The following is a 26,995-nucleotide window of genomic DNA, read 5'->3' on the forward strand; positions in this document are numbered from 1 at the left end:
GATCCAGTGTACGGTCATGTACAAGGTCAAAAACCCGTCGCCGCATCCATGCTATGCGGCCGCACCCGTATTGGAACATATCTCGTGACTGCCCCAGCAACGACCCCCGTCAAAACCGGCCTGCCCAAAACCTCCTTCGCCGCCATGCGGCACCCCGCCTACCGCCTGCAATTCGTCTCCTATGTCGTCGCCATGATGGCCGACAATATAGAGCACGTGATCAGCTACTGGTTCATCTATCAAAAATTCCATTCGCCGGCGCTTGGCGGCTTCGCCATCCTGTCCCATTGGCTGCCTTTCCTCTTATTCTCCGTCTCCGTCGGCGGCCTCGCCGATCGCATGGACCGGCGCCGCATCATCCAGTGCGGCATGCTGTTGTTCATCATCGCCTCGGCCGGCTGGGCCTTCTTCTTCGTCACCGATACTTTGACGATGTGGAGCGCCATGCTGATCCTGATCATCCATGGCTGCGCTGGCGTGCTGTGGCAGACGCCGAACCAGCTCCTGCTCTATGACATGGTCGGCCCCAACGACCTGCAATCGGCGGTGCGCCTGAATGCCATGGCGCGCTATCTCGGCGTCTTGGTCGGCCCAGCCGTCGGCGGACTGATCATGTACACGCTGGGGCCCATCAAGGGCATCATGCTGAACACCTTGTTCTACCTGCCGATGCTGTTGTGGCTGTTCTGGGCGCCGGGCAAGGCGGCGCAGCCGCTGGCCCGCGCCGTGCGCGGCTTCGGCGACATCATCCAGACCATGCGCGACATCAGGCCGAACACGATACTGACTTCAATGACGTTGCTGGCGGGCCTCACCTCCTTCCTGGTCGGCAATGCCTACAGCGCGCAGATGCCCGGCTTCGCCCAAGATCTCGGCCATGGCGATCCCGGCATTTCCTACAGCCTGTTGTTGGCGGCCGACGCCGCCGGCGCGGTGCTGGCCGGCATTCTGCTGGAAGGCTGGAACGTCATCCGTTCCACCGCCAAGGCCGCGATGATCCTGGCGGGAGTATGGGCGTGTGCGTTGCTGGGCTTTGCCAGCTCCGGCAGCTTCGCACTGGCGATTGTGCTACTGATGATCGCCGGCTTCTGCGAACTGTCGTTCAACACCATCGCACAGGCCTTGGTGCAGTTGAACGCGCCGCCCGAGAGCCGCGGTCGGGTCGTCGGCCTCTACAACATGGCTGGGCTCGGCATGCGCGCCTTCAGTGGCCTATCGGTGGGCCTGCTCGGCGCCTGGATCGGCATCCACTGGTCGCTCGGCCTCTCCGCCTTCGGCGTTCTTTTCCTACTTCTCATCGTCTATCACTTCACCGTCGGCAAGGCGCCGGCGAAGAGCCAAGCGTGAAAGACCCGTGAAGGAGACAAGGATTTGAACACCGGTGCCCTCGTTCTGTTCTCCGGTGGACAGGACTCCGCCACCTGCCTCGCCTGGGCGCTCGATCGCTTCGACCGAGTCGAAACCATCGGTTTCGACTACGGCCAGCGCCATCGCATCGAACTCGATTGCCGCGACAGCATTCGCAAAGGCCTGGCCGCACTCAATCCGCGCTGGGCGCAGCGGCTTGGCGACGACCACACGATTGACCTTGCCGTGCTCGGGCAGATCTCCGATACGGCGCTAACGCGCGATGTCGGCATTGAAATGACCGAAGCGGGTCTGCCCAACACCTTCGTACCGGGCCGCAATCTGGTGTTTCTCACCTTCGCCACCACATTGGCCTATCGGCGCGGCCTCAAACATGTCGTCGGCGGCATGTGCGAAACCGACTACAGCGGCTACCCCGACTGCCGCGACGATACAATCAAGGCGCTTCAGGTGGCCCTCAATCTCGGCATGGACAAGCGCTTCGTGCTAGAAACGCCACTGATGTGGATCGACAAGGCCGAGACTTGGCGCCTGGCGGAACGGCTCGGCGGCCAGGCGCTGGTCGATCTCATTCTCGAGGAAAGCCACACCTGCTATCTCGGCGAACGCGGCACGCGCCACCCCTGGGGTTTCGGTTGCGGCACCTGCCCAGCCTGCGAACTGCGGGCCGACGGCTATCGTCGCTACAAGGCGAGTTAGAGCAAATCACGTTTCGCTATAAACGTCAGACTGCTCCGACGCTGTCCTCTGGAGCATCCGGCGCGAAGGGCCGAAAGCGCAGCACGAACTCCGTGCCGCGCGGCGAGCGGCGATGCACCTCGATCTCGCCGCCATGCGCCGCCATGATCCGCTGCACGATGGCAAGACCGAGGCCAACGCTGTTGGTGCCGCGCCGCCGGTCCCGTCGCCAGAACCGCTGGAAGAGCAACTGCTTGTCGTCATCGCTGATGCCCGCACCTTCGTCGGTGATGCGCAGCGCCCCAGCCTGATCGACGATGACCTCGATTTCGCTGCCCTCCGGCGAATATTTCGCGGCATTCTCGACGAGATTGCGCAGGGCCCGCGCGATCATCTCCACGTTGCCATTCACCGGCACCGGCCCATCCACCCCCGAGACGGACACCGACCGCCCTTCGCCGAAAATCAACGGCGCGAGAAAAGACACCACATCGACCGCGACCGCATGCAAATCAGCCTGCTCTTCAGGACCGACGACGAAAATCTCCGATTCCGCCATTTCGAGGAGCTGATTAACCGTGTGCGACATGCGCTCAACGTCGCTGCGCAATTGCCGCGACACTTCGCGATCCGCCATCGTGTCGATGCGGGTACGCAGGATCGCCAAAGGCGTGCGCAATTCATGCGCCGCATCCGCCGCGAACTCATGCTGCTGCCTGTAGCCCGCCTCCAGACGTTCAAGCGCATTGTTGATCGCCAGAACCAGCGGCCGAATTTCGCCGGGCAGTTCGGCGCTCGGCAGGCGCACGCCCGGCTGCGACGGTCGGATGGCTTCCGCCTCTTCAGAAGCGCGGATGACCGGCCGGAAAACGGTACGCACGATGGCGATGTCGAGGCCCAGCAAAAGCAGCAACAGCGGCAGCGTCACCCAGGCAACGCGTTGCAGAAACCGGCCCAGAATATCGTCGATGATGACGTCGCGGTGAGACAGGTCTTCGCCCACCTCGACCCAGAACGGCTCGCCGTCGATCGTCTCGGGAATACGCGCGCCTTGAACCGTCAGGCCGCTATCGCGGCGCTCAAGATATTGCGTTTCATCGGTCAGCACGCCATCGGGAAAGACGGCGGATTTGTCGGCCAGCGAGGAGAACAGCACTTTCCCCTGCGCATTGAGAATAGCGTAGCGATAGCGTCCGTAAGCTTCGGAATAAATGTCCTGGATGCCCTCGGGCAGATCCAGATGCCAGGCCCCATTGTCATCGCGCGTCAGATATTTGCCGATCTGGTTGACCTGGCTGGTGATGAACTGACGCTGGATCTCGTTGGTTTCCGACGCCAGCAGGAAGTACAGCGCCACCGGCATGAAGATCGAGACACTGCCGACCACCAGAATGTGCAGCCAGACGATACGCGCGACAATCGAATTGCGGCCTATACGGCGTATCACGCGTTGGCCTCAGAGATCAGATAACCCACCCCGCGCACCGTATGCACCTTCACCGTGGCGCCGTGGTCGACGAGCTGCTTACGCAGCCGGTAGATATAGACCTCGACCGCATTAGGCGAGCCATCGCCCGACAGGCCAAAGAGCTGGTCCTCGAAAACCTGTTTCGGCACCACCCGGCCCTTGCGCCGGAGCAGCAATTCGAGCACGGAGATTTCGCGCGCATTGAGAGTAATCGGCTCCTGATCGACGAAAGCCTGGCGATTGGGCACGTCGAGCTTGAGATTGGCGATGGACAGCATCGTATCGGCCAATTGCCGCGGCCGCCGCTGCAGCGCTTCGATGCGGGCCAGCAATTCCTCGAAGGCGAAAGGCTTGGCGAGATAATCGTCTGCCCCCGCTCGCAACCCCTCGACCCGATCGGAAACACCGGAGCGGGCCGTGAGGATCAACACCGGCACCGCGTCATTGGCCTGGCGCAACTCACGCAGCAAGGTCAGGCCGTCGGCATCCGGCAGGCCCAGATCGAGGACCAGCAGCGAATATTGGCCCAGACGAAGCGCATGGCGGCCATCGGCGGCGCTGGCCATATGATCGGCCAGATAGCCCGACGATCGCAGACCGGACATGATCAACGCGGCAAGTTCGGAATTGTCCTCCACCAGCAAAATGCGCAAACCGGCCACGTCGTCCGTTCTCCCGTGAGTCTCGCGGCCAGTCTATGCCAGAGGCGCTACGGTTCCAATGAGGGTAAAAGACCTGTTCGGGTCACGAGATGTCAGGGCTTGGCCAACTCTTGATTTTTCTCGATAGGCCGCAAGCGGCCGACATCGCCGATGCGGATATAAAGTTCGAGCAAGGGCGGCACCATTTTCTGTGTCGCCGCGGCGACCTCCGACTGGTAGGCCGCCACCTCGGCATCGCTCTCGATTTTCTTCCCCGCATTAGCAAAGATCACCTGGATCATGCCATTCAGAGCCGCGTTCAATTCAGAAGCCGCCTTGGGTCCCGCCTCAGTATTGAACATCGGCAGAAGCGAAAGGTTTTGGGCACTGATCCGTGCCGTCAGCTCCTGCAGTTTGAAAACATCCGTACGAATGTCCTCTCCGGCCGCGAGCCTTTGCGTCACGACGGCATAGAGGCCCTGGAACTCCTCCATTTTCGTCCGCAGGTCGCCATAGTTCCTGATGACGAAATCGGATTTGATTTTCTGTTCTTCAAACTGGGCGTTCACCCGGGGCGCCAGAAAATAGGTGCCACCCGCGCCCAGCAGCAGCACGAAGAGGGAAAACCACATCGGCGTGCGGTCGCCGATCAGGAAAGTCTTGACCGCCTCGCGGCGGCGCCCTTTCGTCGAACCGCCCTCCGTCGCTTCGCTCACCCCTGTCTCCCAACCAGACTTTAGCTCTTTTGAGCGAAGGAGAAACCATCGGTCCCGACCCAGCCGTGTTCCGAGATGTCGAAGATGACGCCGTCGGGATCCTTGAACTTGCGTTCGAAGTTGCCTTTCTGCTCTTCGCCGAAATCGAAGAAGAACGTGCCGCCGGCTGCTTCGATGCGCTGTTGCGCGTCGACGAGATCATCGACCTGGAAGCCGAAATGGTGCGGGCCGGCGAAGCTCTTGGCGTCTTTCAGGCCGGAGCCGCGCTCGCCGTTGAAGCTCAACAGCGCCAGATTGACCACACCGTCGCTCAGATAAATGCCCGAACCGATCTCGTTGCTCTCGCGGCCGACTTCCTTGAGTTCGAAAACCTGCGAATAGAAGCGTGCCGACGCTTCCAGATCCTTCACGCTGATCGCGAAATGCCTCAGTCGCGCCATTGGCCGTCTCCTTCGTTATGCCCGCGAACGTCACCTACGCTTTAGCACGTCGGGCCATCAACTGCCGCTCGGCAATAAATAATCATAAAAATCGATCATTATGATAAAAACAATCCGTTAGACAGATTGATTAGATCGGCGCATCAAGGCGGCGGAGATCGATATGACCCTTGAACAATTGCGGATTTTCGTCGCCGTCGCGGAGCGGGAACATATGACCAAGGCGGCCCAGGCCCTCAACGTCACCCAATCCGCGGCCAGCGCGGCGATCGCCGCCCTGGAGGCCCAGCATGGCATCGCCCTCTTCCACCGGGTCGGCCGCCGCATCGAACTGACCGAGCCCGGACGGCTGTTTCTGGAGGAAGCCCGCGCCGTTCTCGGCCGCGCCGCCAGCGCCGAACTGGCCCTGGCTGAATTCGGCGGCCTCAAGCGCGGTACCCTCAAACTCGTCGCCAGCCAGACCATCGCCGGCTACTGGCTGCCCCGCCATCTCGCCGCCTTCCGCCAGCGCTATCCCGACGTGGCAGTCGATCTCGACATCGCCAATACCGGGGGCGCCGCCGAGCGCGTCCGCGACGGCGCGGCGGAACTGGGCTTCGTCGAAGGACCGATCGACGAACCGGCGCTCGTCAGTTGGGAGGTGGCGCAGGATCAGATGACCCTGGTCGCGGCGCCCGGCACGACCGCACGCACGATCGACAAAGCCTGGCTGCAACAGGCGCGCTGGATCATGCGCGAACAGGGCTCCGGCACGCGATCGAGCTTCGAGGACGTCTTGCGGGCGCGCGGCATCGACCCAGCCCAGCTCGACATCGCGCTGACCCTGCCCTCCAACGAAGCCGTGCGCACCGCCGTCGAAGCTGGCGCCGGCATCGCCGCTTTGTCCTCGCTCGTCGTTTTGCGGGCCGTGCGCGCCGGCATGCTGACGGAACTGAAATTCGATCTGCCGCGCCGGCCCTTCTTCGGCCTGCGCCACAAGGAACGCTACAGCAGCCGCGCTGCCCAGGCCCTGCTCGACCTTATCAAGGAGAACGACTGATGGCGCCCCAGAGCCGAACGCAAACGCCCGCGCGGATCATCCGCGTGCTGAACGGCCTGAGCCCTTTGGCCGCTCTCGATCATCCACGCGAAGTCATCCGCCAGTTCACGCCCAATTGGTTCGCCGCCACCATGGGCACCGGCATACTGGCCTTGGCACTGCCGCAAGTGCCGCGCATCGGCCCGTCGCTGCAAGGCCTTGGCGAAGCCCTGTGGCTCGTCAACATCGTGCTGTTCCTGTTGTTCAGCGCGCTTTACGGCGCCCGCTGGCTGTTGTTCGGCCATGAGGCCAAACGCATCTTCGGGCACAATTCGGTATCGATGTTCATCGGCACGATTCCGATGGGCCTTGCCACCATCGTCAACGGCTTTCTCACCTTCGGCATTCCTCGGTTCGGCACGGTCGCTATCGGTATTGCCGAAGTTTTATGGTGGCTCGATTGCGTCTTGTCGATCCTCTGTGGCGTGCTGATCCCCTATCTGATGTTCACGCGCCAGGAGCATCGCATCGATCAGATGACCGCGATCTGGCTGCTGCCCGTGGTGGCGGCGGAAGTCGCCGCCGTCAGCGGTGGCCTGTTGGCGCCGCACCTGACTGACCCGACGGCGCAATATGCGACGCTCGTCACCAGCTATGTGTTGTGGGCCTATTCGGTGCCCGCCGCCTTCGCCATCCTCGCCATTCTGATGCTGCGCATGGCGCTCCATAAACTGCCACATGAGAGTATGGCCGCTTCGAGCTGGCTGGCGCTTGGCCCCATCGGCACCGGCGCTCTTGGCCTCCTCGTCCTGGGCAGTGATGCGCCCGCGATCTTCGCCGCCCATGACATGGCAGGCGCCGGCGAGGTCGCCCAAGGCATCGGCACCGTCGCGGGCCTCGCCTTGTGGGGCTTCGGCCTGTGGTGGCTTTTCCTCGCCGCCTTGATCACACGCCGCTATCTGCGCTCCGGGATTCCGTTCAATCTCGGCTGGTGGGGCTACACCTTCCCGATCGGCGTCTATGCCGTCGCAACCTTCAAGCTGGGCACGACGTTGAATCTCTCTTTCTTCGGCATCGTGGGCAGTTTGCTCACGCTCGTCCTGGCCATCATGTGGGCTGTGGTCGCAACGCGCACGATTGCCGGCGCCTGGCGCGGCCATCTGTTCGTCTCGCCCTGCATCGCCGATCTGTGCCGGCCAACTCACAATCTGCGGCCTGCGCCTTAAGTCTAATCGGCAAAGCCATGTCAGCACGGCGGGCCAGCCCCTCGCCCCTGGTCTGGCCCTGCGGGCAAAACTGTCGTTAATTAGGTGCCGGACCACAAGAGGCGGTACTGCCGATAACGACGGTTGTTGCCATGAACACTCTATTGCAGCGCACGCTCGAGCGCGTGATACGAAACGGAAATCTCCTGATCACCGACCCTGAGGGCAAGGTGAACACATTCGGTGACGGCAACGGGCCGCCGGCGCATATCGTCATTCACACCAGCCATGCGGAATGGGCGATCACGCGCGATCCTATGCTGGCCTTCCCCGAATCCTACATGAGCGGCGAGGTCGATTTCCTCGAAGGCGATGTGCTGCGGCTCTTGTCGGTCGTGTATAAAAACGTAGGTTTGAGCGTCCACGGCAACGTGCTGACGCGCATCATCGAAGGCACGCGCAACCTTTTCAAACGCCTGCAGCAGCTCAACACGGCGAACCGGGCGAAGGAAAACGTCCACCGGCACTACGATCTCTCCGGCGAGCTCTACAAACTCTTCCTCGATGAGGACATGCAATATTCCTGCGCCTATTTCGAACGTCCCGACATGACGTTAGAAGAAGCGCAGCTCGCCAAAAAGCGCCATCTCGCCGCCAAACTGCTGATCAAGCCTGGCCAGCGCGTGCTCGACATCGGTTCGGGCTGGGGCGGGCTCGGCCTCTATCTGGCACGCCAGTGCGAAGCCGACGTGCTCGGCATCACTTTGTCGACGGAACAGCACGGCGTGGCGGAGGAGCGCGCCCGCGCGGCTGGCCTCGACAAGCGCGTGCGCTTCGAACTGACCGACTATCGCGACCTGACTGAGCCCTTCGACCGGATCGTCTCGGTCGGCATGTTCGAACATGTCGGCGTCAATCACTTCCGCACCTTCTTCGAGCAGTCGGCGAAGCTGCTCAAGAAGGACGGCATCATGGTGCTGCATTCGATCGGCCGCAACGGACCGCCGATCGCCACCGGCGCCTTCATCCGCAAATATATCTTCCCAGGCGGCTATATCCCCTCGCTGTCGGAGGTCCTGCCGGTGATCGAAAGCGCCGGATTGATGGTCAACGACATCGAAATCCTGCGCTTCCATTATGCCGACACACTGAAAGCCTGGCAGGAGCGCTTCCAGGCGCATCGCGATCGCGCCAAGGAAATCTACGACGAACGCTTCTGCCGCATGTGGGAATTCTATCTGGCCGCATCGGAAGCCGCCTTCCGCTGGCAGGAGCTGATGGTCTTCCAGATTCAGCTCACCCATCGCAACGACGTGGTGCCGCTGACCCGCGGCTACATCGACCAGTTCGCGCCCAGCCGATCAGCGGTACCGTCACGCGCCCCCGCCGCGGTCAACAGCCCGTGACAGAGGATCACCGCGCCGCCAGCCTTTGATCAGCCCATAGATCGCCGCTTGCTGTTCGAGCCTACCATGTTGGCCGACGATCCCGGCGCTCTCGAACTGTCGCTGCGGACACATCTGTTCGGCCGGACGGTCGTCATCGCGTCGCGGCATGGACAGCAGCAATATCGACGCGACCGCCGCCATGTGCTCGGCGGAATGGATCAGTATTTCATTCGCCTGATGCTGACCGGCGAGCATAACGGCGTCTGCGGAGAACGCACGACGCCGACCGCCGCTGGCGATATCATCGTCTTCGATCTCAGCCGTACGTTCAACGGCGAGGTCGGAAATGGCTCCATATTATCATTGATGTTGCCACGAGCCGCCGTCGACAAAGTGACTGGCGGACGCGACCTGCATGGCCTCGTTTTCAAGAAGAGCGAGCCGACGACGCGATTCTTGACTGAGTTCATGATCAGTTTCGCGACGCTTTCAACAACCTCCGATGGACAGGACCTGCAAGCCATCGAGGACGCCGCCATAGACCTCATCGGCGCATGCCTGGCTCGCCAGGCGCCGCTGCCACAAGATCCGGCTCTGGCCCATGTGTTGCGCCACCGCCTGCTTCATTTTATCGACACCCACCTCGCCGATCCCGCCCTTGGACCGGCTCTACTTATGCAGCGTTTCCAGGTCTCGCGCGCTCACCTCTATCGGATGTTCGAGGCTGAGGGCGGCGTCGCGACGATCATCCGTGAAAAGCGGCTCGATGCAGCGTTTCATGCTTTGGCTTCGTCCGACGGGAAAAACCATTCGGTGACACAGATCGCCCATGACTTCGGCTTTTCCAGCTCCACGCAATTCCACCGCGCCTTCCGGACGCGCTTTTCCTTAACCCCTAATCAAGCGCGCGGTGAACTTTCAACGGCGCCTAATCAACGCTTCAAACCGCTCAATGGGCTTTTTGACAAATATGTGCGTCAACTCAATTTTGGCGCTTCCCGCCCACATCTGACGAGCGAGCCTTAGGCTTGCATCACACAGAAAAATAAGAACAATCGCGCTTAAACGTTCCTCAACGGCTCCTCTGATTATGTGCGTGTTCATTCTTAAGGGGGCTATTCATGTGCGATCAGTGTTCCTCGCCAAACCCGAGCAATAGATTAAGGTTCTCTCGTCGCCATCTGCTGGGGGCCAGCGCGGCGCTCGCCACAGCTTCCACGGCACCATTTCAGGCGGCATTGGCGCAGCCGGCGACACCACAGAATGCCATTTCTCCCGATGACGCCCTGAAGCGCATCATGGACGGCAATGCGCGCTACACCACCAATACATCCGCCAATCAGGACTATTCCGTCGGCCGCGCCGCCCGTGCCGCGGCGCAACATCCGATCGCCGCGATCCTGAGCTGCGCCGACTCGCGCGTCGCGCCAGAACTTGCTTTCGATCAAGCGCCCGGCGATCTCTTCGTCGTTCGCCTCGCCGGCAATTTCGTCAATGACGACGGTCTGGCCAGTCTCGAATATGCGGTGAAGATTCTCAACGTGCCCTTGATCATGGTGCTCGGCCATTCCAACTGCGGCGCGGTTGATGCCGCCATCAAAGTCCTCAACGACGGCGCCACCCTGCCCGGCCATTTGCAGCAGTTGGTGCGCGACATCAAACCGGCGGTCGCTGCAGCGCAGAAAGATAAACCAACCAATCTGCTCGCAGCGTCCATCACCCAAAATATTCGCAATGGCGTTCGCCGGCTTGAGACAGCCAAGCCTATCCTTGCCGACTTCGTGCAGGCGAAGAAGATAAAAGTGGTTGGCGCACAGTATGATCTGGCAACGGGAAAGATCGCTCTCGTCTGACCTGACATCGCCAACAGCTAGACGAAAGCCGCCCTTTAATTTGGGCGGCTTTTCTATTTTCGCACCGCAAACACGCCAAGCCCCCTCTTGACGAGATCCAGAATGACGGCGCATGATCCAAATAATAAAACGTCGTTTTGAATAATGAAACAACTGAGCGCCACGAGGGAACCGCATGGGCAAGGCGGAGAGCGTCAACACCGAGCCAGGGACGAGCACGCTCGATCTCGCGCTGCGGATTGTCGAACATCTCGCCTATCAAAGCGGACCGACGCCGCTTGGCGCCATCGCCGCAGCCTTCGACGCATCCAAATCGACCGTCTATCGTCACCTGCAAACGCTGCTGCGCCACGGCTTCGTGCGCCACGACCCGGCCACCGGTAGCTACGACATCGGCGTCAAGATGATGGTGCTGGGCGAGGCCTCGCGCAGCCGTTTCGACATCGTCACGACAGCACGGCCCGAACTGCTCGCCTTGCGCGATGCGACCGGCCAGGCCGTGACGATATGCACGCTGATCGATGACGAGGTCGTCGTTCTAGAACTGATGCAAGGGCGCACCGTCATCGAATTCGCCACCCGTCCCGGCACGCGCATGGCCCTGCACGCCAGCGCTCACGGCAAGGTGTGGCTCGCCTTCGGTCCCGACCGTCTGCTCGCTGACATAACGAGCGCCCCGCTGCAATCCTGGACGCCGGACACGATCACCGATCCCAAGAAACTCGCCCGCGACGTCAAAGAAGCCCGCGCGCGCGGTTGGGCGACGGCTCCCGACGAGGTGATCAGCGGCGTCAACACCTTGGCGGCACCGGTGCGCAACCATCACGGCACGCTCGTCGCCTCCATCGCTATCGTCGGCGCCAAACAATTCATTCCGGCGACACCCGAGCCCGCCCAGATCACCGCGACGCTCGAGACCGCCGCCCGCATTTCTGGAACATTAGGTTGGAGATCGTAACGCCATGACCTATTCGCTCGCTGTCGATATCGGCGGAACCTTCACGGACATCGTTTTACGCAACGATGCCGGCGCGCTGACGGTCGACAAGACGCTCACCACCCATCACGACCTGCTGGAGGGCTTCTTTCACGGCGTCCATTCCGTGCTCTCGAAGGCCGCCATCGACGCCAATAATGTCGACGGTGTCGTCGTCCACGCCACCACGGTCGTCACCAATGCTTTAATCGAGCGCAAAGGCCAGCCGACCGCCATGGTGACGACGGAAGGTTTTCGTGACGTGCTCTTCATCCGCAACGAGCACCGCTACGAAATGTACGATCCGCAGATCGAGTTTCCCGAACCCTTGGTGCCGCAGGAACTCACCTTTTCCATCGCCGAGCGCACCCTGGCCGACGGGCAGATCCTGGCGAAGCCGGCGGAAAAGGACATCGCCAGCCTCGTCAGCCAGTTGAAAGCCAGCGGCGCCAAGGCCGTCGCCATCTGTTTCCTCAACAGCTTCGCCAATCCGGAAAACGAGCGGCAAGTGGCCGCAGCCCTACGCCAGGCCCTGCCCGATCTCTTCATCTGCACGTCGTCGGACGTCGCGCCACAGATCCGCGAATATCCGCGCGCCTCCACCACCACGGTCAACGCCTATACGATGCCGATCTCGCAGCCCTATCTGAAGCGGCTGAGCGAACGGCTTGAAACTGAGGGCTTCGCCAATACGCCACTAATCATGCTGTCGTCCGGCGGTGTGGTCGGCGCCGAAACCGCCGGCCGCAATCCGGTGCGGATGATCGAGAGCGGACCGGCCGCCGGTGCGCTCGCCGCCTGCCATTATGCCGAACTGCTCAAGATCGACCGGCTGATGTCCTTCGACATGGGCGGCACCACCGCCAAGGCCTGCCTCATCGAAAACCGCGTGCCCCTCGTCACCGGTCTGTTCGAGGTCGACCGGCGCTACCGCTTCAAGGATGGCAGCGGCCTGCCGGTGACGGTGCCCTCGATCGATATGATCGAGATCGGTGCCGGTGGCGGCTCGATCGCCCATGTCGATGATCTGGGTCTCTTGAAAGTCGGCCCGGAAAGTGCCGGCTCCATGCCAGGGCCGGCCTGCTATGGCCGTGGCGGCACCAATCCCACCGTCACCGACGCTGATCTGATGCTCGGCCTGATCGATGCGGATAACTTCCTGGGCGGCGACATGAAGCTCGACAGCCCGGCCATGCGGAAAGCCTTCGATCGCCTGGCTGGCGAATTGAAACTATCACCTGTCGAGGCGGCGCGCGGCATCTATCGTGTCGTCACCGAAGCCATGGCTTCCGCCGCCCGCGCCCATGCCACCGATCGCGGCATCGACTATCGCGGCCTGCCGCTCTTCGCCTTCGGCGGCGCCGGCCCGCTGCATGCCTGCGGCGTCGCTGCGCTCTTGCAAAGCGCCTCGGTGATCGTGCCGCCGCAATCGAGCGTGCTGTCGGCCTTCGGCACCCTGGTGACGCCGGTGCGTCTCGATCTGGTGCGCAGCGATCTCGGCCGCCTCAACGATCTCGATTGGAAGCGTGTCAACCATATCCTCGGCGAATTGACGAAGGAAGCGACCGAGGCGCTGGCAGAAGCCGGCTGCACGCCGCAGGACGTGCGCTTCGAATTCGGCGCCGACATGCGCTACGTCGGCCAGCAGCATGAGGTGCCCGTCACTTTCGAGGCCGACCCGCGCAGCAACCACGATATTTCCGGCATCGCCAACCGCTTTGAGACCGCCTATCGCACGCTTTACGGCGTCACCCCCTCCCATGTCGGCATCGAGATCGTCACCTGGCGCGTGACCGCGCGGGGACCACTCGTTCCCTTCAAAGCTCCAGCCAACGCGGCCGGCAAAGCGGCTGCGCCAAAACGGCATCGCACGGTGCATGCCTGGGAAGACAATCAGCAGGTCGCCGTTTATGCCCGCGCCGATCTCGCCGTCGGCCAGAAGATCGAAGGCCCCGCCATCATCGAAGAACGCGAGACAACGACAGCGCTGCCGCCGGGCTGGAGCGCCGTCATCGATAGCTACGGCTGCATCGTCGCCACAAAAGGATAACGTCATGGATCCCGTCGAACTCGAAATCCTGTGGTCTAATCTCATCGGCATCGTCACCGAACGGTCGAAAGCCCTGCAACGCATCGCCTTCAGCCCGATCGTGCGCGAAGCGGGCGACCTCGCTTGCGCTCTGTTCGATCGGCGCGGCCGCATGGTGGCGCAGGCCAATACCGGCACGCCAGGCCACATCAATTCGCTCGCCTTCGCCGGCGCTCATCTGGTCAAATTGTTCGACGGCAAATGCGAGCCGGGCGACGTCTTGATCACCAACGATCCCTGGCTCTCGGCCGGCCATTTCTTCGACATCACTTTGCTGACGCCGATCTACGACGGCGACAAGATTCTCGCTTATATCGGCTCGACCATCCATCACACCGACATCGGCGGTTATGGCATCGGCGCCGGCGCGCGTGATGTGCACGAGGAAGGCCTGTGGATTCCGCCGCTGAAATTCTATGAGCGCGGCGTCCCTAATGCGGTGCTGCATGCCATGATCGGCCGTAATGTCCGCACGCCCGATGCCGTGTTCGGCGATCTCGCGGCCCAAGTGTCCAGCGGCCATGCCGCCGCCGATCATCTGATCGCGCTGTGCCGTCGCCACGGCCTCGAGGATATCGAAACCCTGTCGGACGAGATCATCGCCCGTTCCGAGGAAGCGACGCGGGCAGCCATCCGCAAGCTCAAGCCCGGCGTCTATCACGGCGAAAGCCAGTTCGATGTGCCGGGCGGTGAGATCATCACGCTGAAAACCGCCCTCACCGTCGATACCGACAAAGGCAGCATCACCGTCGATTTCGACGGCTCCTCGATGCAGACTTCGACCGGTATCAACGTGGTGCTGAACTACACCCACGCGTATTCGACGTTCGCCATCCGCAGTTGCCTGAACCCGGAACTGCCCAACAATACCGGCAGCCTGGCGCCCATCGAGATCAAGGCGCCCGAAGGTTCGATCGTGAACTGCCGCTATCCGGCGCCAGTCAATGCCCGCCACGTTGTCGGCATGTATGTGCCGATGCCGATCCTCAAAGCGCTCTATCAGGTGATGCCCGAGCGCGTGTTGGCGGAAGGCTCCGGCGCGGTGTGGACCATGCAGATCCAGGGCAAGAAGGCCGACGGCAACGCCTTCACCTCGTCCATGTTCAATTATTCCGGCGGCATGGGTGCACGCGCCACCAAGCCTGGCCCCAGCGCCACCTGCTATCCCACGGGCGTTGCTGCCGTGCCGATCGAAATCCTCGAAGCGGCCATGCCGATCGTCTTCGACCGCAAGGAATTGCGCCGCGGTTCGGGTGGTCAGGGCCGCACGGCGGGCGGCGACGGCCAGATCATCCAGTTCCATATGCTCACCCAAGACCCCTGGCTGCTCAACGCCGTGCCAAGCCGTCTCGGCCACGGTCCCGATGGTATCGGTGGCGGCACGGCCGGCCAGAAAGGCGTGTTTCAAGTCAATGGCCGCGATGTCAGCGAACCACGTAAGCTGACCATGCAGCCGAATGATGTGGTGCTTTTGGAAACGCCCGGAGGGGGCGGATTCGGATCGTCCAACTATTAATCGACGCGTAAACAGGAGAGGGAGAAAGAATATGCAAGGGAGACACTACGCGGCTTTTGCTGCCGCCGGCTTTGCTGCCGTCCTCACCGCCTCTGGCGCCACCGCGCAGGAAACCTATAAGATCGGCATTTCCGCCGGCCTCACCGGCTATGCCGCGACCGTCGATCGCGCCTGGCGCGATGGTGTCGAGCTGGCCGCTGCCGCTATCAATGCGAAGGGCGGCGTGATGGGCCGCAAGCTGGAAGTGATCGTCGAGGACAATCGCTCCGAACCGCAGGAAGCGGTGACGGTCTATCGCAAGATGCTGACCTCCGACAGAGTCAACATCTTCATCTCGGGCTGCGTCTCGGCCGGCAATTTCGCCGCCGCCGGCCTCGTCGTGCGTGCGCAAGTGCCGATGGTGCTCTGCTCCATCCTGCCGCAGCAGCCCGACCAGGTGAAATGGGCGTTCTCAACCCTGCCGCCGGCCGGGTTCGAAATCACCAAGCGCTACGAATATCTCAAGAACAAGACCAACATCCGCAAGGTCGGCGTGCTGCACGACCCCACCCCCTATGCCAATCTGCAGAAGGGCGTGGCGGAGAAAGCGGCGGCCGAATATGGCATCGAGGTCGTCGGCGTCGAACAATACAAGCAGGACGATGCGGACCTTTCGGTGCAGATCGCCAAGATGCAGGCGGCGGGCGCCGGCGCGATCCTGAAGATCGGCCTCGGCGGTACCACGCTGACGGCGGCCAAGAACATCAAGCAGCTCGGCTCCAACCTGTTGCTGCTGACCAGCCTCGAGGACATTGCCGTCTTCAAGCCGGTGGCCGATGTGCTCGGCGACAAGTTCTTCTTCGTCGCCTCGCCGTCGCAGGTCTTCGACGCCCTGCCCGATGGCGCACTGAAAACCGAGATCGGCCGCTTCCTCAAGCCCTGGCACGCCAAGTTCACGGACCGCGATCCGAACTGGGCCTCGCGCGGCTGGGACGGCGTGATGCTGACGGTCGCCGCCATCGAGAAGGCGAAATCCTTCGATGGTCCGGCGGTGCGTGACGCGCTCGAACAATTGACCGGCTTCCAGGGCACGACGGGCGTCTACAATATGAGCGCCACCGTGCATCAGGGCCTCACGGTCAATCCGTTCTTCATCGCCACCATTGCCAACGGTCAGCCCAAGGTCGTGGAATGACAGCCGCCCCCGCGCGGATACTGGAGACGCAGGCGCTGACCGCACGCTATGGTCATGTGCAGGCGCTCTCCGCCGCCGACATCCATGTCTGTGCCGGAGAGCTTGTCGCCGTGCTCGGCCCCAACGGGGCCGGCAAGTCGACCTTGCTGCGCGCCATTCTTGGTCTTGCCTCGACGACGGGCACGGCCAGTTTCCATGGCACGCCCCTGCCCCGGCAAGATCCGGTGGCGGTCAGTTCGCGCGGCGTGGTGCTGGTGCCCGAAGGGCGCGGCATTTTCGGGCCGATGACCGTCTCCGAAAATCTTCAGCTCGGTGCCTATCGCTTGCGTAGCGACAAGGCCGAATATGAGCGCCGGCTCACGCGCGTGCTGGCGCTGTTTCCGCGTCTTGGCGAGCGTCTGTCGCAAACCGCAGGCTCCATGTCCGGCGGCGAACAGCAGATGCTGGCCATCGGCCGCGCCTTAATGAGCGACCCGAAAATCCTTCTGCTCGACGAACCCTCGCTCGGCCTGGCGCCGCGTGTCATCGCCGAGATCATGGAAAAGCTGGCGCTTCTACGCGATGAAGGCCTGCCGATCCTGCTCGTCGAGCAGAAAGCACCGGCGGCGTTGAAGCTGGCGCAGCGCGCCTATGTGCTCGTCCTCGGCCGCATCGTGGCCTGTCTCGATCCCCGTGACCTGAGCTCGCATGATGACCTTGCCAAATACTACTTCCACTGAGCGCGCCGGCCTGCTGCCGCGCGCTCGGCCTTTGCAGCTCCTGCCCTGGGCGGTGTCAGCCGCCATCGTCGGCTATGCCTTCGTCGTCGGCGGCTATATCGCGACGGTGATCGCCTTCGCCCTCGTCTATGTGGTTTTCGTCACCGGGCTGAACCTGTTCATGGGCTTCGCCAATCAGGTGTCCTTCGGCCAGAACGCCTTCGCCGGGCTCGGCGGTTATGCCTCGGCCATTTTGACGACCACCTACAACTGGCCCGTGTTGCCGGCGATGATCGCCGGCATCCTGCTGGCCGTCGTGATCGCACTCATCATCGGCTATCCGACTTTGCGCCTGAAAGGCCACTATCTCGCCATGGCGACATTGGCCATCGGCCTCATCACCTATGAAATCGCCGTCGAATGGCAGTCGATGACGCAAGGCTATCTCGGCATCTCCGGCATTCCGCCTTTGGGCATCGGCTCCTATGAGATCATTTCCGACCGTGGCCAGCTTGCCATCCTATCCATCGTCGCGCTGCTGGCCGTCTTCATCGCCGCGCGCATCAAATCATCGCGCATGGGCCGCGCCTTTCTGGCGCTGGGCGCTTCGGAGAATGCGGCGCTGGCGCTCGGCATCAACGTGTCGCGCACCAAGTTGATCGCCTTTCTCACCGCCGCCGCTTTCGCCGCGCTGGCCGGTGCGCTGTTCGTCCATGTGGTCGGCTATGTCAGCCCGGAAGTCTTCGGCCTGCACATGGTCATCCTCGGCTTCACCATGCTTTATGTCGGCGGCATCGGCAGCATTGCCGGTCCCTTGATCGGCGCGCTGCTGATCAGCCTGCTGCCGGAAGTGCTGCGCGGCTTCAAGGACTATCAGGACCTGTTCTATGGCGCGGCACTGATCCTGCTGTTGATCTACGCGCCACGCGGCCTCGCGGCTTTCTTCGAACGCCGCGAACGAACCGGGAGCGCGTCATGACCACGCGCCTGTCGATCGACAATCTGACCAAGCGCTTCGGCGGCCTCGTGGCCGTGGGCGAGGTCAGTTTCGATGTTCCCGTTGACGGTGTAACGGCGGTCATCGGCCCGAACGGCGCCGGCAAGACGACCCTGTTCAGCCTCATCTCCGGTTTCCTGCCGCCCACCGAAGGCACGATCCGTTTCGAGGGTGACGATATCGTCGGCCTGACGCCGGACAAGCTCGCCGCGCGCGGCCTCGTCCGGACGTTTCAGCTCGTACAGCTCTTTCCCGAAATGAGTGTGCTCGACAATGTGAAGGTCGGCCAGCATCTGCATACGACAAGCGGCCTGCTTGCCGCCGTACTGCGGCCCCGCGCGACACGCGAGGAAGAAAAGCAAATCGAAACCAAAGCGCGCGAACTACTCGATCTGGCCCGGTTGACACCTCTCGCCGACCAACCCGCCAAAATTCTGTCCTACGGCCAGCAGCGTCTACTCGAACTGGTGCGCGCCTTGGCAGCCCAGCCGCGCCTGATCCTGCTGGACGAACCGGCGGCCGGGCTCGACGCCAACGAATCCAAGCATCTCGCCGCGATGATCCGCCAGATCGCCGCCAGCGGCGTCACCGTTCTCCTCATCGAACACGACATGTCGCTCGTCATGTCGGTAGCCGATCGGGTGATCGTGCTCGATTTCGGCCGCAAGATCGCCGAAGGCACACCGGCGGAAGTGCGGGCGCATCCGGCGGTTCTCGAAGCCTATCTCGGTGGCGTGGAGATCGCCGATGTCTGACTTCACCTATTTCGCGCAAGTTCTGGTCAGCGGTCTCGGCACCGGCTGCATCTACGGCCTGATCGGCATCGGCTTCTGCGTCATCTACAACGCCAGCGGCATCGTCAATTTCGCCCAGGGCGCCTTCGTCATGCTGGGCGGCATGATCACGCAAGTGGCGCTGACCCGGTTGGGCCTACCGCTTCCCATCGCCGCCATCATCGCCATTCTTTTAGTGGCAATTTCGGGCACGGTATTGGAACGGGTCGTCGTGCGTCCCCTATGGGATCGCAACGCCACCATGTTCGTCATGATCCTGGCGACATTGGCGGCGCAGATCGTCGTCGAGCGCGCGACTTTGCTCGCCGTCGGCGACCAGCCCCGCACCCTGCCCGTTTTCACCGATCTGCCGCCGTTGAAATTCGGCGGCGTCGCGGTGAGCCTGCAACTGATCTGGATTCTCGTTACCTCCTGCCTAATCGTTGCCGGCCTCGCCGTCTTCTTTCAGAAGACCAAGACCGGGAAGGCGATGCGCGCCTGCGCCATCGACCGCGAGGCGGCGGCGCTGCAAGGCATTCCGGTCAAGCGCATGCTGGCGCTCTCTTTCGCGCTCAGCGCCGGCCTCGGCGCGCTCGCCGGCGTCTTGATCACGCCGACGCAATACACCGCCTTCAATGTCGGCGTGCCCTTCGCCATTTCCGGCTTCATCGCTGCCATTGTCGGCGGTTTCGGCAAACCGTCCGGTGCTTTTCTCGGCGGTCTGCTGCTGGGCGTCGTACAAGCCGCCGCCATCGCCGGATTCGGTTCCGGGCTCAAAAATGTCGCGGCCCTGTCGATGCTGTTGATTTTCCTGTTCCTGCGCCCCGGCGGCATCGTCGGCGCCAGCAAGTGACCAGCAAGTGATATGATCTACGAGACCTGAAGAAAGGATACGCCATGGACATCGCCAAAATCGATTGGAGCAAGACGGATTGGACGCATGTGCGCACCGGCGTCGACCGCAAGGGCTTTTCCGGCACCGGCGCCACCATCGCCATCAATCGGCTGATGCCCGGCCACGAACCGCGGCCGCATTCGCATCCGCACGAACAGATCGCCTATATCATCAGCGGCAAGATCAAATTCGTCGTCGGCGGCGAGGAACATATCCTCGGGCCCGGCAGCGTTCTCGTCGTGCCGCCGAATGTCGAACATTGGGGCGAAGTGATCGGCGACGAGCCGGTGATGAATCTCGACGTCTTCACCCCGACCCGGCCGGAATACTCCTCCTAAGCGCTACTCACCTTTCACGGTCGCGCGCAGCGGAATTTCCTTCAGGGCGAGGAAGCAGAGCGCCGCCAGCGCCGAGATGACCGCACCGGCCAGGAAGATGTCGCGGAACGCGCTTGCAGTCGCGAGTTCCACGGCGGCATCGCCCGTGGTGCCCTCGCGCAAGCCTGGCAGGCCGCTCGCCAATGCGATGGCACCGACGGCCGCCACACCGAGCGCGCTGCCCAGATTGCGCATGAAGCTCAACACGGCGGTGGCGACGCCCAAATGGCGATAATCGACAGCGTTCTGAACCGTGACGGTGCCGATCGGGAACATCGAGCCCATGCCGAAACCGGCAACGAAGAGGAGCGTTTCCGTCAGCAACAGAGAAGCCGTGGTAGATTGCAGCGCCAGCACGGTCAGGCAGACGGCGGCGAGCGCATAGCCGCCGACGGCAAGATATTTGTAGCGCGGCACATGCTGCACCATCTTGCCGATGACGGCGCTGCCGACGGTCGTCCCCATGATATAGGCGACCAGCGCCACGCCGGATGCCGCTACCGACAGGCCGAGATGCGACTGCAAATAGATCGGCACGTAAACGGCAATGGCCAGACTGCCGCCCATGCCGAAGAAACAAGCCAGGGTAGCCGCCGCGACGATGGGGTTGCGCAGCACTTCGAGCGGGATCAACGGCTCTTCCACCCGATTAAGCCAGAACACGAACAGCAGCCAGAGAATGAACGACGCGCCGAGCAGAGATAGAATGACAGGCGAAAGCCATGGATAAATGCCGCCGCCCCAGGTCAGCGCCAGCATCAAGGTCGTCGTGGCGGCGAGCGTCAGCAGGCCGCCGACGAAATCGAGACGATGGCGATGCGTCGGCACCGCCAGCTTCTTCAGCGGTCCGGCCAGAATGAACAGAGCGCCGATGCCAAGGGGAATATTGACCCAGAAGATCAGCGACCAATGCCAGCGCTCGGCGAAGAAACCGCCGAGCAGCGGTCCGGCCAGGCTGGCAATCGCCCAGGTCGCCGAAATATAGCCGGCATAAGCGGCCCGTTCGCGCGGCGGCACCGTATCGCCGATGACCGTTTGCGCCAGAACGAGCAAGCCACCACCGCCCAGCCCCTGCACGGCGCGGCCGACGATCAGAGTGAGCATGGTCGGCGATAGCGCCGAGATCACCGAACCCAGGAGAAAGATGACGACCGCGGCGGCGATCACCGGCCGCCGGCCGTAGCTGTCGGAAATCTTGCCATAGAGCGGCGCCGAAGCGGTGGCGGTCAACAGATAGGCCGTGATGATCCAGGGCAGATATTCGCTATCGCCAAGCGCGCTGCCAATGGTCGGCATGGCTGGCGTGACGATGGTCTGATCGATCGCCGCCAACAGCATGACGACGAGAACGCCGATCACGATTGCCTGTTTTTCGCTACGGCCGAGCCTCTCGTCCGGGCGAAGGTCGTTATTGTCTTGAACGTTCATAGGGTCAGCTTTGACAAGAGAAGCGGATGCATCGGCATAAGCGATGCCCTGTCCTGGATCCGCTCTATAGCGTTTTGCAGTTTGACGTAGTCAAACGTCACAAAGACGCGTCAAAAGCATGGGCAAAATCGCATTTCTTCGAAATGCGATTTGCTCGGGTCGAGAATGCTTCCTCTTGGAAGCGGCCGGGCTAACCATCCGACCAGCTCTCGTTTCGGGCCGCTCCTTCTATCCCTGGGCTTGTCACGAGGTCAATGCCAAGGCGATGCTAAAGGCCGGCGTTTAACCCGTGAAATTTGCGGATGCCATCAAAGGCCAACGCTCAAGCAGATGATAAGTGCCAAGCCGACCGAGCCAGCGCTCGTTGTGAACGAGGCAGAACTCTTTCACCACGAAACGGATCGGCTCGATCGCGCGCAGGCGAACCATCCCAGGGCCATAGGACAAGGTCATATGGGGCAAAAAAGCACCAGAAGTTTGCAACTTCAGCCCGTTTTCAGTCATGGCTAAACCAAGCTGACGTTGCAAATCAGATAGTAGCTGACCTTCAGCTCGTAGAACGAGTGGGTGCCAATTTGGGCGCCCTTCATGAAATGTCTCGATGGCTGATAGGCTCACTTCAAATGGAGGAATGGCTATCCTATTGCCGGCCCGTTGCGCGGCATAAAGGAACTTGCTCCGCACCCGTCTATAGTCGGCTATGTGTTGTAAAGAGATATGCAGCCGTTCGGTCAGCAACGGCGATCCAATCAAGCGATGCGTTTTCCGAAAAAGCCGTCCGAACTCTTCCGCTTTAACTGCTGTTTCAGCGTCAGGAAATAACGCATAGAAAATGCGGTCAGGACGACTCGGCCGGCCCGGAAAGTCCCAATAAAAATCGAACGCATCCTGCATGACGCTAACTCCACGCCGCGTGCAGGTCCCCTTAAACCCAGATTAGAACAAAACAGGAACATAACGCAAGTCGTTCCCGCTCAGCAGTGCTAAACTCCCGCCATGGCGATTCACTCTGGCTCCTGTCACTGCGGCGCGGTTCGCTTCGAGGTCGAGGCTAAAATCGATCATGTACGCGCCTGCGATTGCTCGATCTGCCGGCGGCGGGGCGCGCTGACGTTTCGCGTGCCCGAGACGGCACTGCGCCTGTTGACGCCGCGCGAGAACATGACGGTCTATCGGTGGGGAAGCGAAACGGCGGAAGACTATTTCTGCAAGACGTGCGGCATCCTGCCGTTCCGCAAACCGAGCGCACCGACTGCGGCCGAACGAGCGGCAAGCGTCGAACCATTCAAAGGCTGGGCAATCAACGTGCGCTGCCTGGACGATGTCGATCTGGAAAGCCTGCCGCGCGTCAAAATCGCAGGCAGCAAGCTCGTCCTCTGAAGACGGCGCTCAAGCCACTTTGCGCGTCAGCTTACAGTTGAACTCGCGCTCGATATAGATTTCGACGAAGCCCGGCAGCCAGCCCTGGCGCACCATATCCTTGAACGGCTCGGTATAGCGCTCGTCATATTTCTCGGTGAGAACGACGATGCGCCAGAGATTCAGCGGATCGTTATCGTCGCCGGCAGCGGCATGTTCGACATGAAAGAGAGGCTGAAAGTCGCCCGCCTTTAAAGGCTGGCCAGCCTCATCGGGAAACTGCGCGCGGCCCATGAAGAAAATTCGCTGCGTCTCGTTGTCGATCAGCACCTCTTCCAGCACCGTGCCGCGCACGTTCGGATCGATCCAGCCGACCTGTTCGGAAGAGCGGAAGAACCGTTCGGCTCCATCAGCCAATTGATGCCGGCCCCAGGATTTCCCCGTCGACACCACATAAGGAATGAAGCTTGCGGGGTCCCAGGCTTTCCGGCACTCCATGTCCCAGAGCTTGGCGCGCGACATCCGCGCTGGCGGCGTCACCGTATATTTCTCGCGCAGCTTGCTGTTGACCGCGACCGCCGGCAGCTCGAAGCGGCTGTGGCTGGGGTCATTCCACGCCGCCTCGAATTCGTCGGCAACCGCTTTGAACGAGACATCGGAGCCCATGTGCCCTCTCCTTAAGTCTATAACCGCAAAGTCTATGAGTAACTATCTTGAGATTAAGATAATTGACCTTAAGATAAAAGAGTCAAGACCGTTGGCGATCAATAATCGCTTGGTCCGACATCTCAGGGAGGCTTTCATGTTCAGATCGTGGCGCATTTTGCCCCTGGCTGTTGCCATCGTCGCTTCCGCTTACACCGTTGCAGCACGAGCGCAATCGACTATCACCACCCGCAACGACATCACCTTCGCCGAACATGATCAGGTGAAACTCGTCGGCGATCTCTATATGCCGCAAGGCGTTCAGAAAGCGCCGATCCTGATCGCCGTTCATGGCGGCGGCTGGCAGGTCGGCGACCGTAAAATCTATCAAAATCTTGGCCCTTATCTGGCAAAGAACGGTTATGCGGTCTTCGCCATCGAATACCGGCTCAACAAGCCGCAAGCGCGGAGCTATCCCGGCGCGATCTACGACACCAAGGCCGCCATTCAATATGTCCGCGCCAATGCTGCAAGCCTCGGCATCGATCCCGACCGCATCGGCCTGATCGGCGACAGCGCCGGCGGCCATCTGTCAGCTCTCGTCGCGCTAGCCGGCGAGGAGCCGCTCTACTCCACTGACTATCGCTCCGATCCGAACGCCAGCGTTTCAGCCAAGGTCAAAGCGGTCGTAGGCTTCTATGGTGTCTATGACATGCAGGCGCAGTGGCAGCATGACCTCGTCACCCGCCCGCGCGACAATATCGCCGAAAAATTTCTCGGCGCCGCGCCCTATGCCAACCGAAAAGTCTACTTCGACTCCTCGCCCATCAACTATGCCATGGTCGACAAGAACGGCGTCCGCTTCCTGCTGATCCACGGCACCGACGACGATATCGTCGATCCCGCCACCCAATCGACGGCTTTTCTCTTGGCGCTGAAACAAGCCGGCTTCTACGTCCGCACCGTGGTCGTCCCCGGGGCCGGCCATTTCTTCGTCACCGATCCCGTCGATGACACCAGTTTCGGCGGCTTCGCCGGACCGAAGATCGTCCGCTTCCTCGCCGAGATAAACTTCTAAGTGTTGGCGTCATCCCGGATCGCATGCGGCGCCGGGATGACGCGGACTTCTCACGCCGGCTGCAATTGCCGCCGCACGATCGGCGGAAAAGCCAGCCCAATCCCCACGGCTCCCAATCCGACCAGAGCGGAGCCGATGTAGAGCCACATATAGCTGGCGTAAGTATCGAAGATGAGGCCGCCAGCCACCGGACCAAACGCCATCCCGATGCTCGACAACAGAGTCGCCGCGCCAAATACCGTACCGATGATCTGCTGGCCGAAATATTCCCGCGCCAGCACCGCATAGAGCGGCATCACCCCGCCGTAGATCGTGCCGAAAACCGCGGCGAGCAGATAGAATTCGCCAAGCCGGCTGACGAACAGATAGGCGGCGATGGCGACGGCCTGAAGTGTGAGCCCGGTCAACAGCACGCGTTTGACACCCACCCGATCGGCCAGCACGCCGAACAGGACGCGTCCAAACAGACCAGCAAGCCCTTCCACACTGTAGATGCTGACAGCCGCCATCGGCGCGATGCCGCAGAGCGTCGCATAACTGATCATGTGGAAGATCGGCCCCGCATGAGCGGCACAACAGGCAAAGAACGTCAGCCCCAAGACCCAGAATTGTTGCGAACGCAGGGCGTCTTTCACCGACATGCCGGTGCTAACCGCCTGAGGCCCGCCCGAAGCCGCAACGGCTGGCGGTCGACGCACCAGAGAAGCGGCCGGAATTAAAAGCACCCAGGCCACCACGCCGATGACGAACATCGCCGTGCGCCAGTCGTAAGCCGAGATGAGCCAGCGCGCGAAGGGCGAGATCGTCATCGGTGCCACGCCCATGCCGGCCGAGACGAGCGAAACCGCCAGGCTGCGATTGGTCTCGAACCAGCCGGTGGTGGTGGCGATCATCGGCGCGAAGAAGGCACTGGCGGCGGCCCCGACCAGAATGCCGTAGATCAACTGGAACGTGGTCAGCGTTTCCGCCCGGCTCGCCAGAACCAGCGCCAGGCCGAGCAGGACCGCGCCGCTCAGCACCACGATACGCGGACCGAACCGATCGGTCATCGCACCCCAGGCGAAGCCGCCAAAGCCCATGACCAGGAAATTCAACGTCATGGCGCTCGATATGCCGGCCCGCGACCAATGGGTGTCGGTTGCAACCGGTTCAAGAAAAATGGCCAGCGAAAACATCGCGCCCAGCGCGACACAGGTCATCAGCGCGCCCGCGCCGACGATCACCCAACGATAAGAGCTCATGTCCGGCTATCCTCAGGTTCTGAAGAGACTAAACCAAGGACGCGCCAACCTAGGCCATTCCGACATGGGGCGAGAAATTATTCGCAACCATCATCGGCCGCGGGTCAGGAGGTCTCCTGATACCCGCGACCGGAAACGATCAGTGCGTCGCCTTGATATGGGCCACCATCTGATCGACCACCGTCGACCAGCCATCGTAAAAGCCCATGTCCTCATGGGTTTTGCGGCTGGCGGCGTCGCCGTGGACGGCAATCGCCGTGTAACGCGTGCCCTTGCCGTTCGGCTCAAGAAACAGACCGGCCGTGAAGAAAGGCTTAGGCGCAGGACGGAAGCCGGGCAGCAGCGTATCGGTGAAAATCAGTCGCTTCATCGGCACGATCTCCAGATAGCAGCCGAGGTTCGGAAACTCCTGCCCCTCGGGCGAACGCATCACCGAGCGAAAGCCACCGCCGACTCGTAGATCGATTTCGCATTCCGTGACCGTCCACGGTTTTGGAACGAACCAGTGCTTGATGCTTTCCGGATCCGTCCAGGCTTGCCAGACCCATTCGACGGGCACGTCGATCTCCCGTTCCAATACAAGATCCAGCGTCGGATCAGGCTTTCCCAAAGGCAGCATCATTCAGGCTTCTCCTTCTTTTTGAGTGACAAAAGGTAAGCGTCGAGGCGATTGAGCCGGCCCTCCCACATGGAGCGTTGGCGGCTGAGCCAATCTCGCGGAATGTCGAATTGTTCGGGCACGAGTGCGTAGGTTCGCACCCGACCGACCTTAGCGGAGCGGACGAGCCCTGCCCCTTCGAGCATTTTCAAATGTTCGACGAAGGATGGCAGCGCCATGTCATAGGACGCCGCCAATTCGCTGACCGATGAAGGCTTGGCGCTCAACCGTTCCACGACATCGCGTCGGGTCGGATCGGCCAGAGCGCGAAAGATGCCGTCGATCAGCGCCGGCTCAGCGGACATGCCCTGCATCA

The 26,995-nt window shown here is 61.8% G+C and carries 28 protein-coding genes; 18 read left to right on the plus strand and 10 right to left on the minus strand.

All coding sequences use genetic code 11. The features are described 5' to 3' along the window. Window positions 1–84 precede the first annotated feature (84 nt). On the plus strand, window positions 85–1,347 hold the full coding sequence (locus OIM99_RS15740) for an MFS transporter (protein ID WP_311851376.1): 1,263 nt from the start codon (window positions 85–87) through the stop codon (window positions 1,345–1,347). A 24-nt stretch (window positions 1,348–1,371) separates the two neighbouring features. Beyond that, the gene (gene queC, locus OIM99_RS15745) at window positions 1,372–2,067 is read left to right on the plus strand and encodes a 7-cyano-7-deazaguanine synthase QueC (RefSeq protein ID WP_311851377.1); all 696 of its coding nucleotides are present in this window, start codon (window positions 1,372–1,374) and stop codon (window positions 2,065–2,067) included. A gap of 25 nt (window positions 2,068–2,092) precedes the next feature. Here the strand turns inward: queC and OIM99_RS15750 are convergent, their stop codons facing one another. The 4 genes from OIM99_RS15750 to OIM99_RS15765 form a co-directional block, all read right to left on the minus strand. Then, window positions 2,093–3,493: an ATP-binding protein gene (locus OIM99_RS15750; RefSeq protein ID WP_311851378.1), complete on the minus strand. Its 1,401-nt coding sequence runs from the start codon at window positions 3,491–3,493 to the stop codon at window positions 2,093–2,095. Next, entirely contained in the window at window positions 3,490–4,167 is a 678-nt protein-coding gene (locus OIM99_RS15755; protein WP_311852273.1) for a response regulator transcription factor, read from the minus strand. Before OIM99_RS15755 ends, OIM99_RS15750 begins: the two co-directional genes overlap by 4 nt. Before the next feature lie 101 nt (window positions 4,168–4,268). After that, window positions 4,269–4,871, minus strand: a complete 603-nt coding sequence (locus OIM99_RS15760) for a hypothetical protein (protein WP_311851380.1) — start codon at window positions 4,869–4,871, stop codon at window positions 4,269–4,271. A gap of 20 nt (window positions 4,872–4,891) precedes the next feature. Beyond that, on the minus strand, window positions 4,892–5,311 hold the full coding sequence (locus OIM99_RS15765) for a VOC family protein (protein ID WP_311851381.1): 420 nt from the start codon (window positions 5,309–5,311) through the stop codon (window positions 4,892–4,894). 163 nt (window positions 5,312–5,474) lie between these two features. On the opposite strand from OIM99_RS15765, the gene OIM99_RS15770 reads away from it, so the two are divergent. The 14 genes from OIM99_RS15770 to OIM99_RS15835 all read left to right on the plus strand — a co-directional run bounded on the left by OIM99_RS15770 (window position 5,475) and on the right by OIM99_RS15835 (window position 20,231). Next, window positions 5,475–6,350, plus strand: coding sequence for a LysR substrate-binding domain-containing protein (locus OIM99_RS15770; RefSeq protein WP_311851382.1), 876 nt, complete (start codon window positions 5,475–5,477; stop codon window positions 6,348–6,350). Then, a complete protein-coding gene (locus OIM99_RS15775; protein ID WP_311851383.1) occupies window positions 6,350–7,555 on the plus strand; it encodes a TDT family transporter in 1,206 nt (401 codons plus the stop codon). The genes OIM99_RS15770 and OIM99_RS15775 overlap by 1 nt, the downstream gene beginning before the upstream one ends. Window positions 7,556–7,686: 131 nt before the next feature. After that, window positions 7,687–8,940 (plus strand): cyclopropane-fatty-acyl-phospholipid synthase family protein, encoded by a 1,254-nt coding sequence (locus OIM99_RS15780; protein ID WP_311851385.1) that lies wholly within the window; start codon window positions 7,687–7,689, stop codon window positions 8,938–8,940. 66 nt (window positions 8,941–9,006) lie between these two features. Beyond that, entirely contained in the window at window positions 9,007–9,948 is a 942-nt protein-coding gene (locus tag OIM99_RS15785) for a helix-turn-helix domain-containing protein (RefSeq protein ID WP_311851386.1), read from the plus strand. A gap of 95 nt (window positions 9,949–10,043) precedes the next feature. Then, window positions 10,044–10,775: a carbonic anhydrase gene (locus OIM99_RS15790; RefSeq protein ID WP_311851387.1), complete on the plus strand. Its 732-nt coding sequence runs from the start codon at window positions 10,044–10,046 to the stop codon at window positions 10,773–10,775. 175 nt (window positions 10,776–10,950) lie between these two features. Continuing rightward, entirely contained in the window at window positions 10,951–11,733 is a 783-nt protein-coding gene (locus tag OIM99_RS15795) for an IclR family transcriptional regulator (protein ID WP_311851388.1), read from the plus strand. Between the two features lie 4 nt (window positions 11,734–11,737). After that, window positions 11,738–13,801 (plus strand): hydantoinase/oxoprolinase family protein, encoded by a 2,064-nt coding sequence (locus tag OIM99_RS15800; protein ID WP_311851389.1) that lies wholly within the window; start codon window positions 11,738–11,740, stop codon window positions 13,799–13,801. Window positions 13,802–13,805: 4 nt separating this feature from the next. Next, complete coding sequence (locus OIM99_RS15805) at window positions 13,806–15,356, plus strand: hydantoinase B/oxoprolinase family protein (RefSeq protein ID WP_311851390.1); 1,551 nt, start codon at window positions 13,806–13,808, stop codon at window positions 15,354–15,356. 31 nt (window positions 15,357–15,387) lie between these two features. Continuing rightward, entirely contained in the window at window positions 15,388–16,530 is a 1,143-nt protein-coding gene (locus tag OIM99_RS15810; protein WP_311851391.1) for an ABC transporter substrate-binding protein, read from the plus strand. Continuing rightward, the gene (locus OIM99_RS15815; protein ID WP_311851392.1) at window positions 16,527–17,249 is read left to right on the plus strand and encodes an ABC transporter ATP-binding protein; all 723 of its coding nucleotides are present in this window, start codon (window positions 16,527–16,529) and stop codon (window positions 17,247–17,249) included. Before OIM99_RS15810 ends, OIM99_RS15815 begins: the two co-directional genes overlap by 4 nt. After that, window positions 17,221–18,207, plus strand: a complete 987-nt coding sequence (locus OIM99_RS15820) for a branched-chain amino acid ABC transporter permease (protein ID WP_311851393.1) — start codon at window positions 17,221–17,223, stop codon at window positions 18,205–18,207. The genes OIM99_RS15815 and OIM99_RS15820 overlap by 29 nt, the downstream gene beginning before the upstream one ends. After that, complete coding sequence (locus OIM99_RS15825; RefSeq protein ID WP_311851394.1) at window positions 18,204–18,980, plus strand: ABC transporter ATP-binding protein; 777 nt, start codon at window positions 18,204–18,206, stop codon at window positions 18,978–18,980. Before OIM99_RS15820 ends, OIM99_RS15825 begins: the two co-directional genes overlap by 4 nt. Next, window positions 18,973–19,851 (plus strand): branched-chain amino acid ABC transporter permease, encoded by an 879-nt coding sequence (locus tag OIM99_RS15830; protein WP_311851395.1) that lies wholly within the window; start codon window positions 18,973–18,975, stop codon window positions 19,849–19,851. The genes OIM99_RS15825 and OIM99_RS15830 overlap by 8 nt, the downstream gene beginning before the upstream one ends. Before the next feature lie 44 nt (window positions 19,852–19,895). Next, entirely contained in the window at window positions 19,896–20,231 is a 336-nt protein-coding gene (locus tag OIM99_RS15835; protein WP_311851396.1) for a cupin domain-containing protein, read from the plus strand. Between the two features lie 3 nt (window positions 20,232–20,234). On the opposite strand, the gene OIM99_RS15840 is transcribed toward OIM99_RS15835, so the two are convergent. Both OIM99_RS15840 and OIM99_RS15845 read right to left on the minus strand, forming a co-directional pair. Continuing rightward, entirely contained in the window at window positions 20,235–21,698 is a 1,464-nt protein-coding gene (locus OIM99_RS15840; protein ID WP_311851397.1) for an MDR family MFS transporter, read from the minus strand. Between the two features lie 282 nt (window positions 21,699–21,980). Further along, window positions 21,981–22,592, minus strand: a complete 612-nt coding sequence (locus OIM99_RS15845) for a 2'-5' RNA ligase family protein (protein ID WP_311851398.1) — start codon at window positions 22,590–22,592, stop codon at window positions 21,981–21,983. Window positions 22,593–22,694: 102 nt separating this feature from the next. Between OIM99_RS15845 and OIM99_RS15850 the strand changes: the two genes are divergently transcribed. Continuing rightward, window positions 22,695–23,078, plus strand: a complete 384-nt coding sequence (locus tag OIM99_RS15850) for a GFA family protein (protein ID WP_311851399.1) — start codon at window positions 22,695–22,697, stop codon at window positions 23,076–23,078. Between the two features lie 9 nt (window positions 23,079–23,087). Here the strand turns inward: OIM99_RS15850 and OIM99_RS15855 are convergent, their stop codons facing one another. Beyond that, on the minus strand, window positions 23,088–23,723 hold the full coding sequence (locus OIM99_RS15855; protein ID WP_311851400.1) for a hypothetical protein: 636 nt from the start codon (window positions 23,721–23,723) through the stop codon (window positions 23,088–23,090). A 136-nt stretch (window positions 23,724–23,859) separates the two neighbouring features. On the opposite strand from OIM99_RS15855, the gene OIM99_RS15860 reads away from it, so the two are divergent. Next, window positions 23,860–24,780, plus strand: a complete 921-nt coding sequence (locus tag OIM99_RS15860; protein ID WP_311851401.1) for an alpha/beta hydrolase — start codon at window positions 23,860–23,862, stop codon at window positions 24,778–24,780. Between the two features lie 50 nt (window positions 24,781–24,830). Here OIM99_RS15860 and OIM99_RS15865 read toward each other — a convergent pair whose 3' ends face one another. The 3 genes from OIM99_RS15865 to OIM99_RS15875 form a co-directional block, all read right to left on the minus strand. Continuing rightward, entirely contained in the window at window positions 24,831–26,021 is a 1,191-nt protein-coding gene (locus OIM99_RS15865) for an MFS transporter (RefSeq protein WP_311851402.1), read from the minus strand. A 139-nt stretch (window positions 26,022–26,160) separates the two neighbouring features. Continuing rightward, on the minus strand, window positions 26,161–26,643 hold the full coding sequence (locus OIM99_RS15870) for an SRPBCC family protein (RefSeq protein WP_311851403.1): 483 nt from the start codon (window positions 26,641–26,643) through the stop codon (window positions 26,161–26,163). Then, window positions 26,640–26,984, minus strand: a complete 345-nt coding sequence (locus OIM99_RS15875) for a metalloregulator ArsR/SmtB family transcription factor (protein ID WP_311851404.1) — start codon at window positions 26,982–26,984, stop codon at window positions 26,640–26,642. Before OIM99_RS15875 ends, OIM99_RS15870 begins: the two co-directional genes overlap by 4 nt. Window positions 26,985–26,995: the final 11 nt, after the last annotated feature.

The organism is Methylocella sp. CPCC 101449 (assembly GCF_031921685.1).
GTDB lineage: Bacteria > Pseudomonadota > Alphaproteobacteria > Rhizobiales > Beijerinckiaceae > Terripilifer.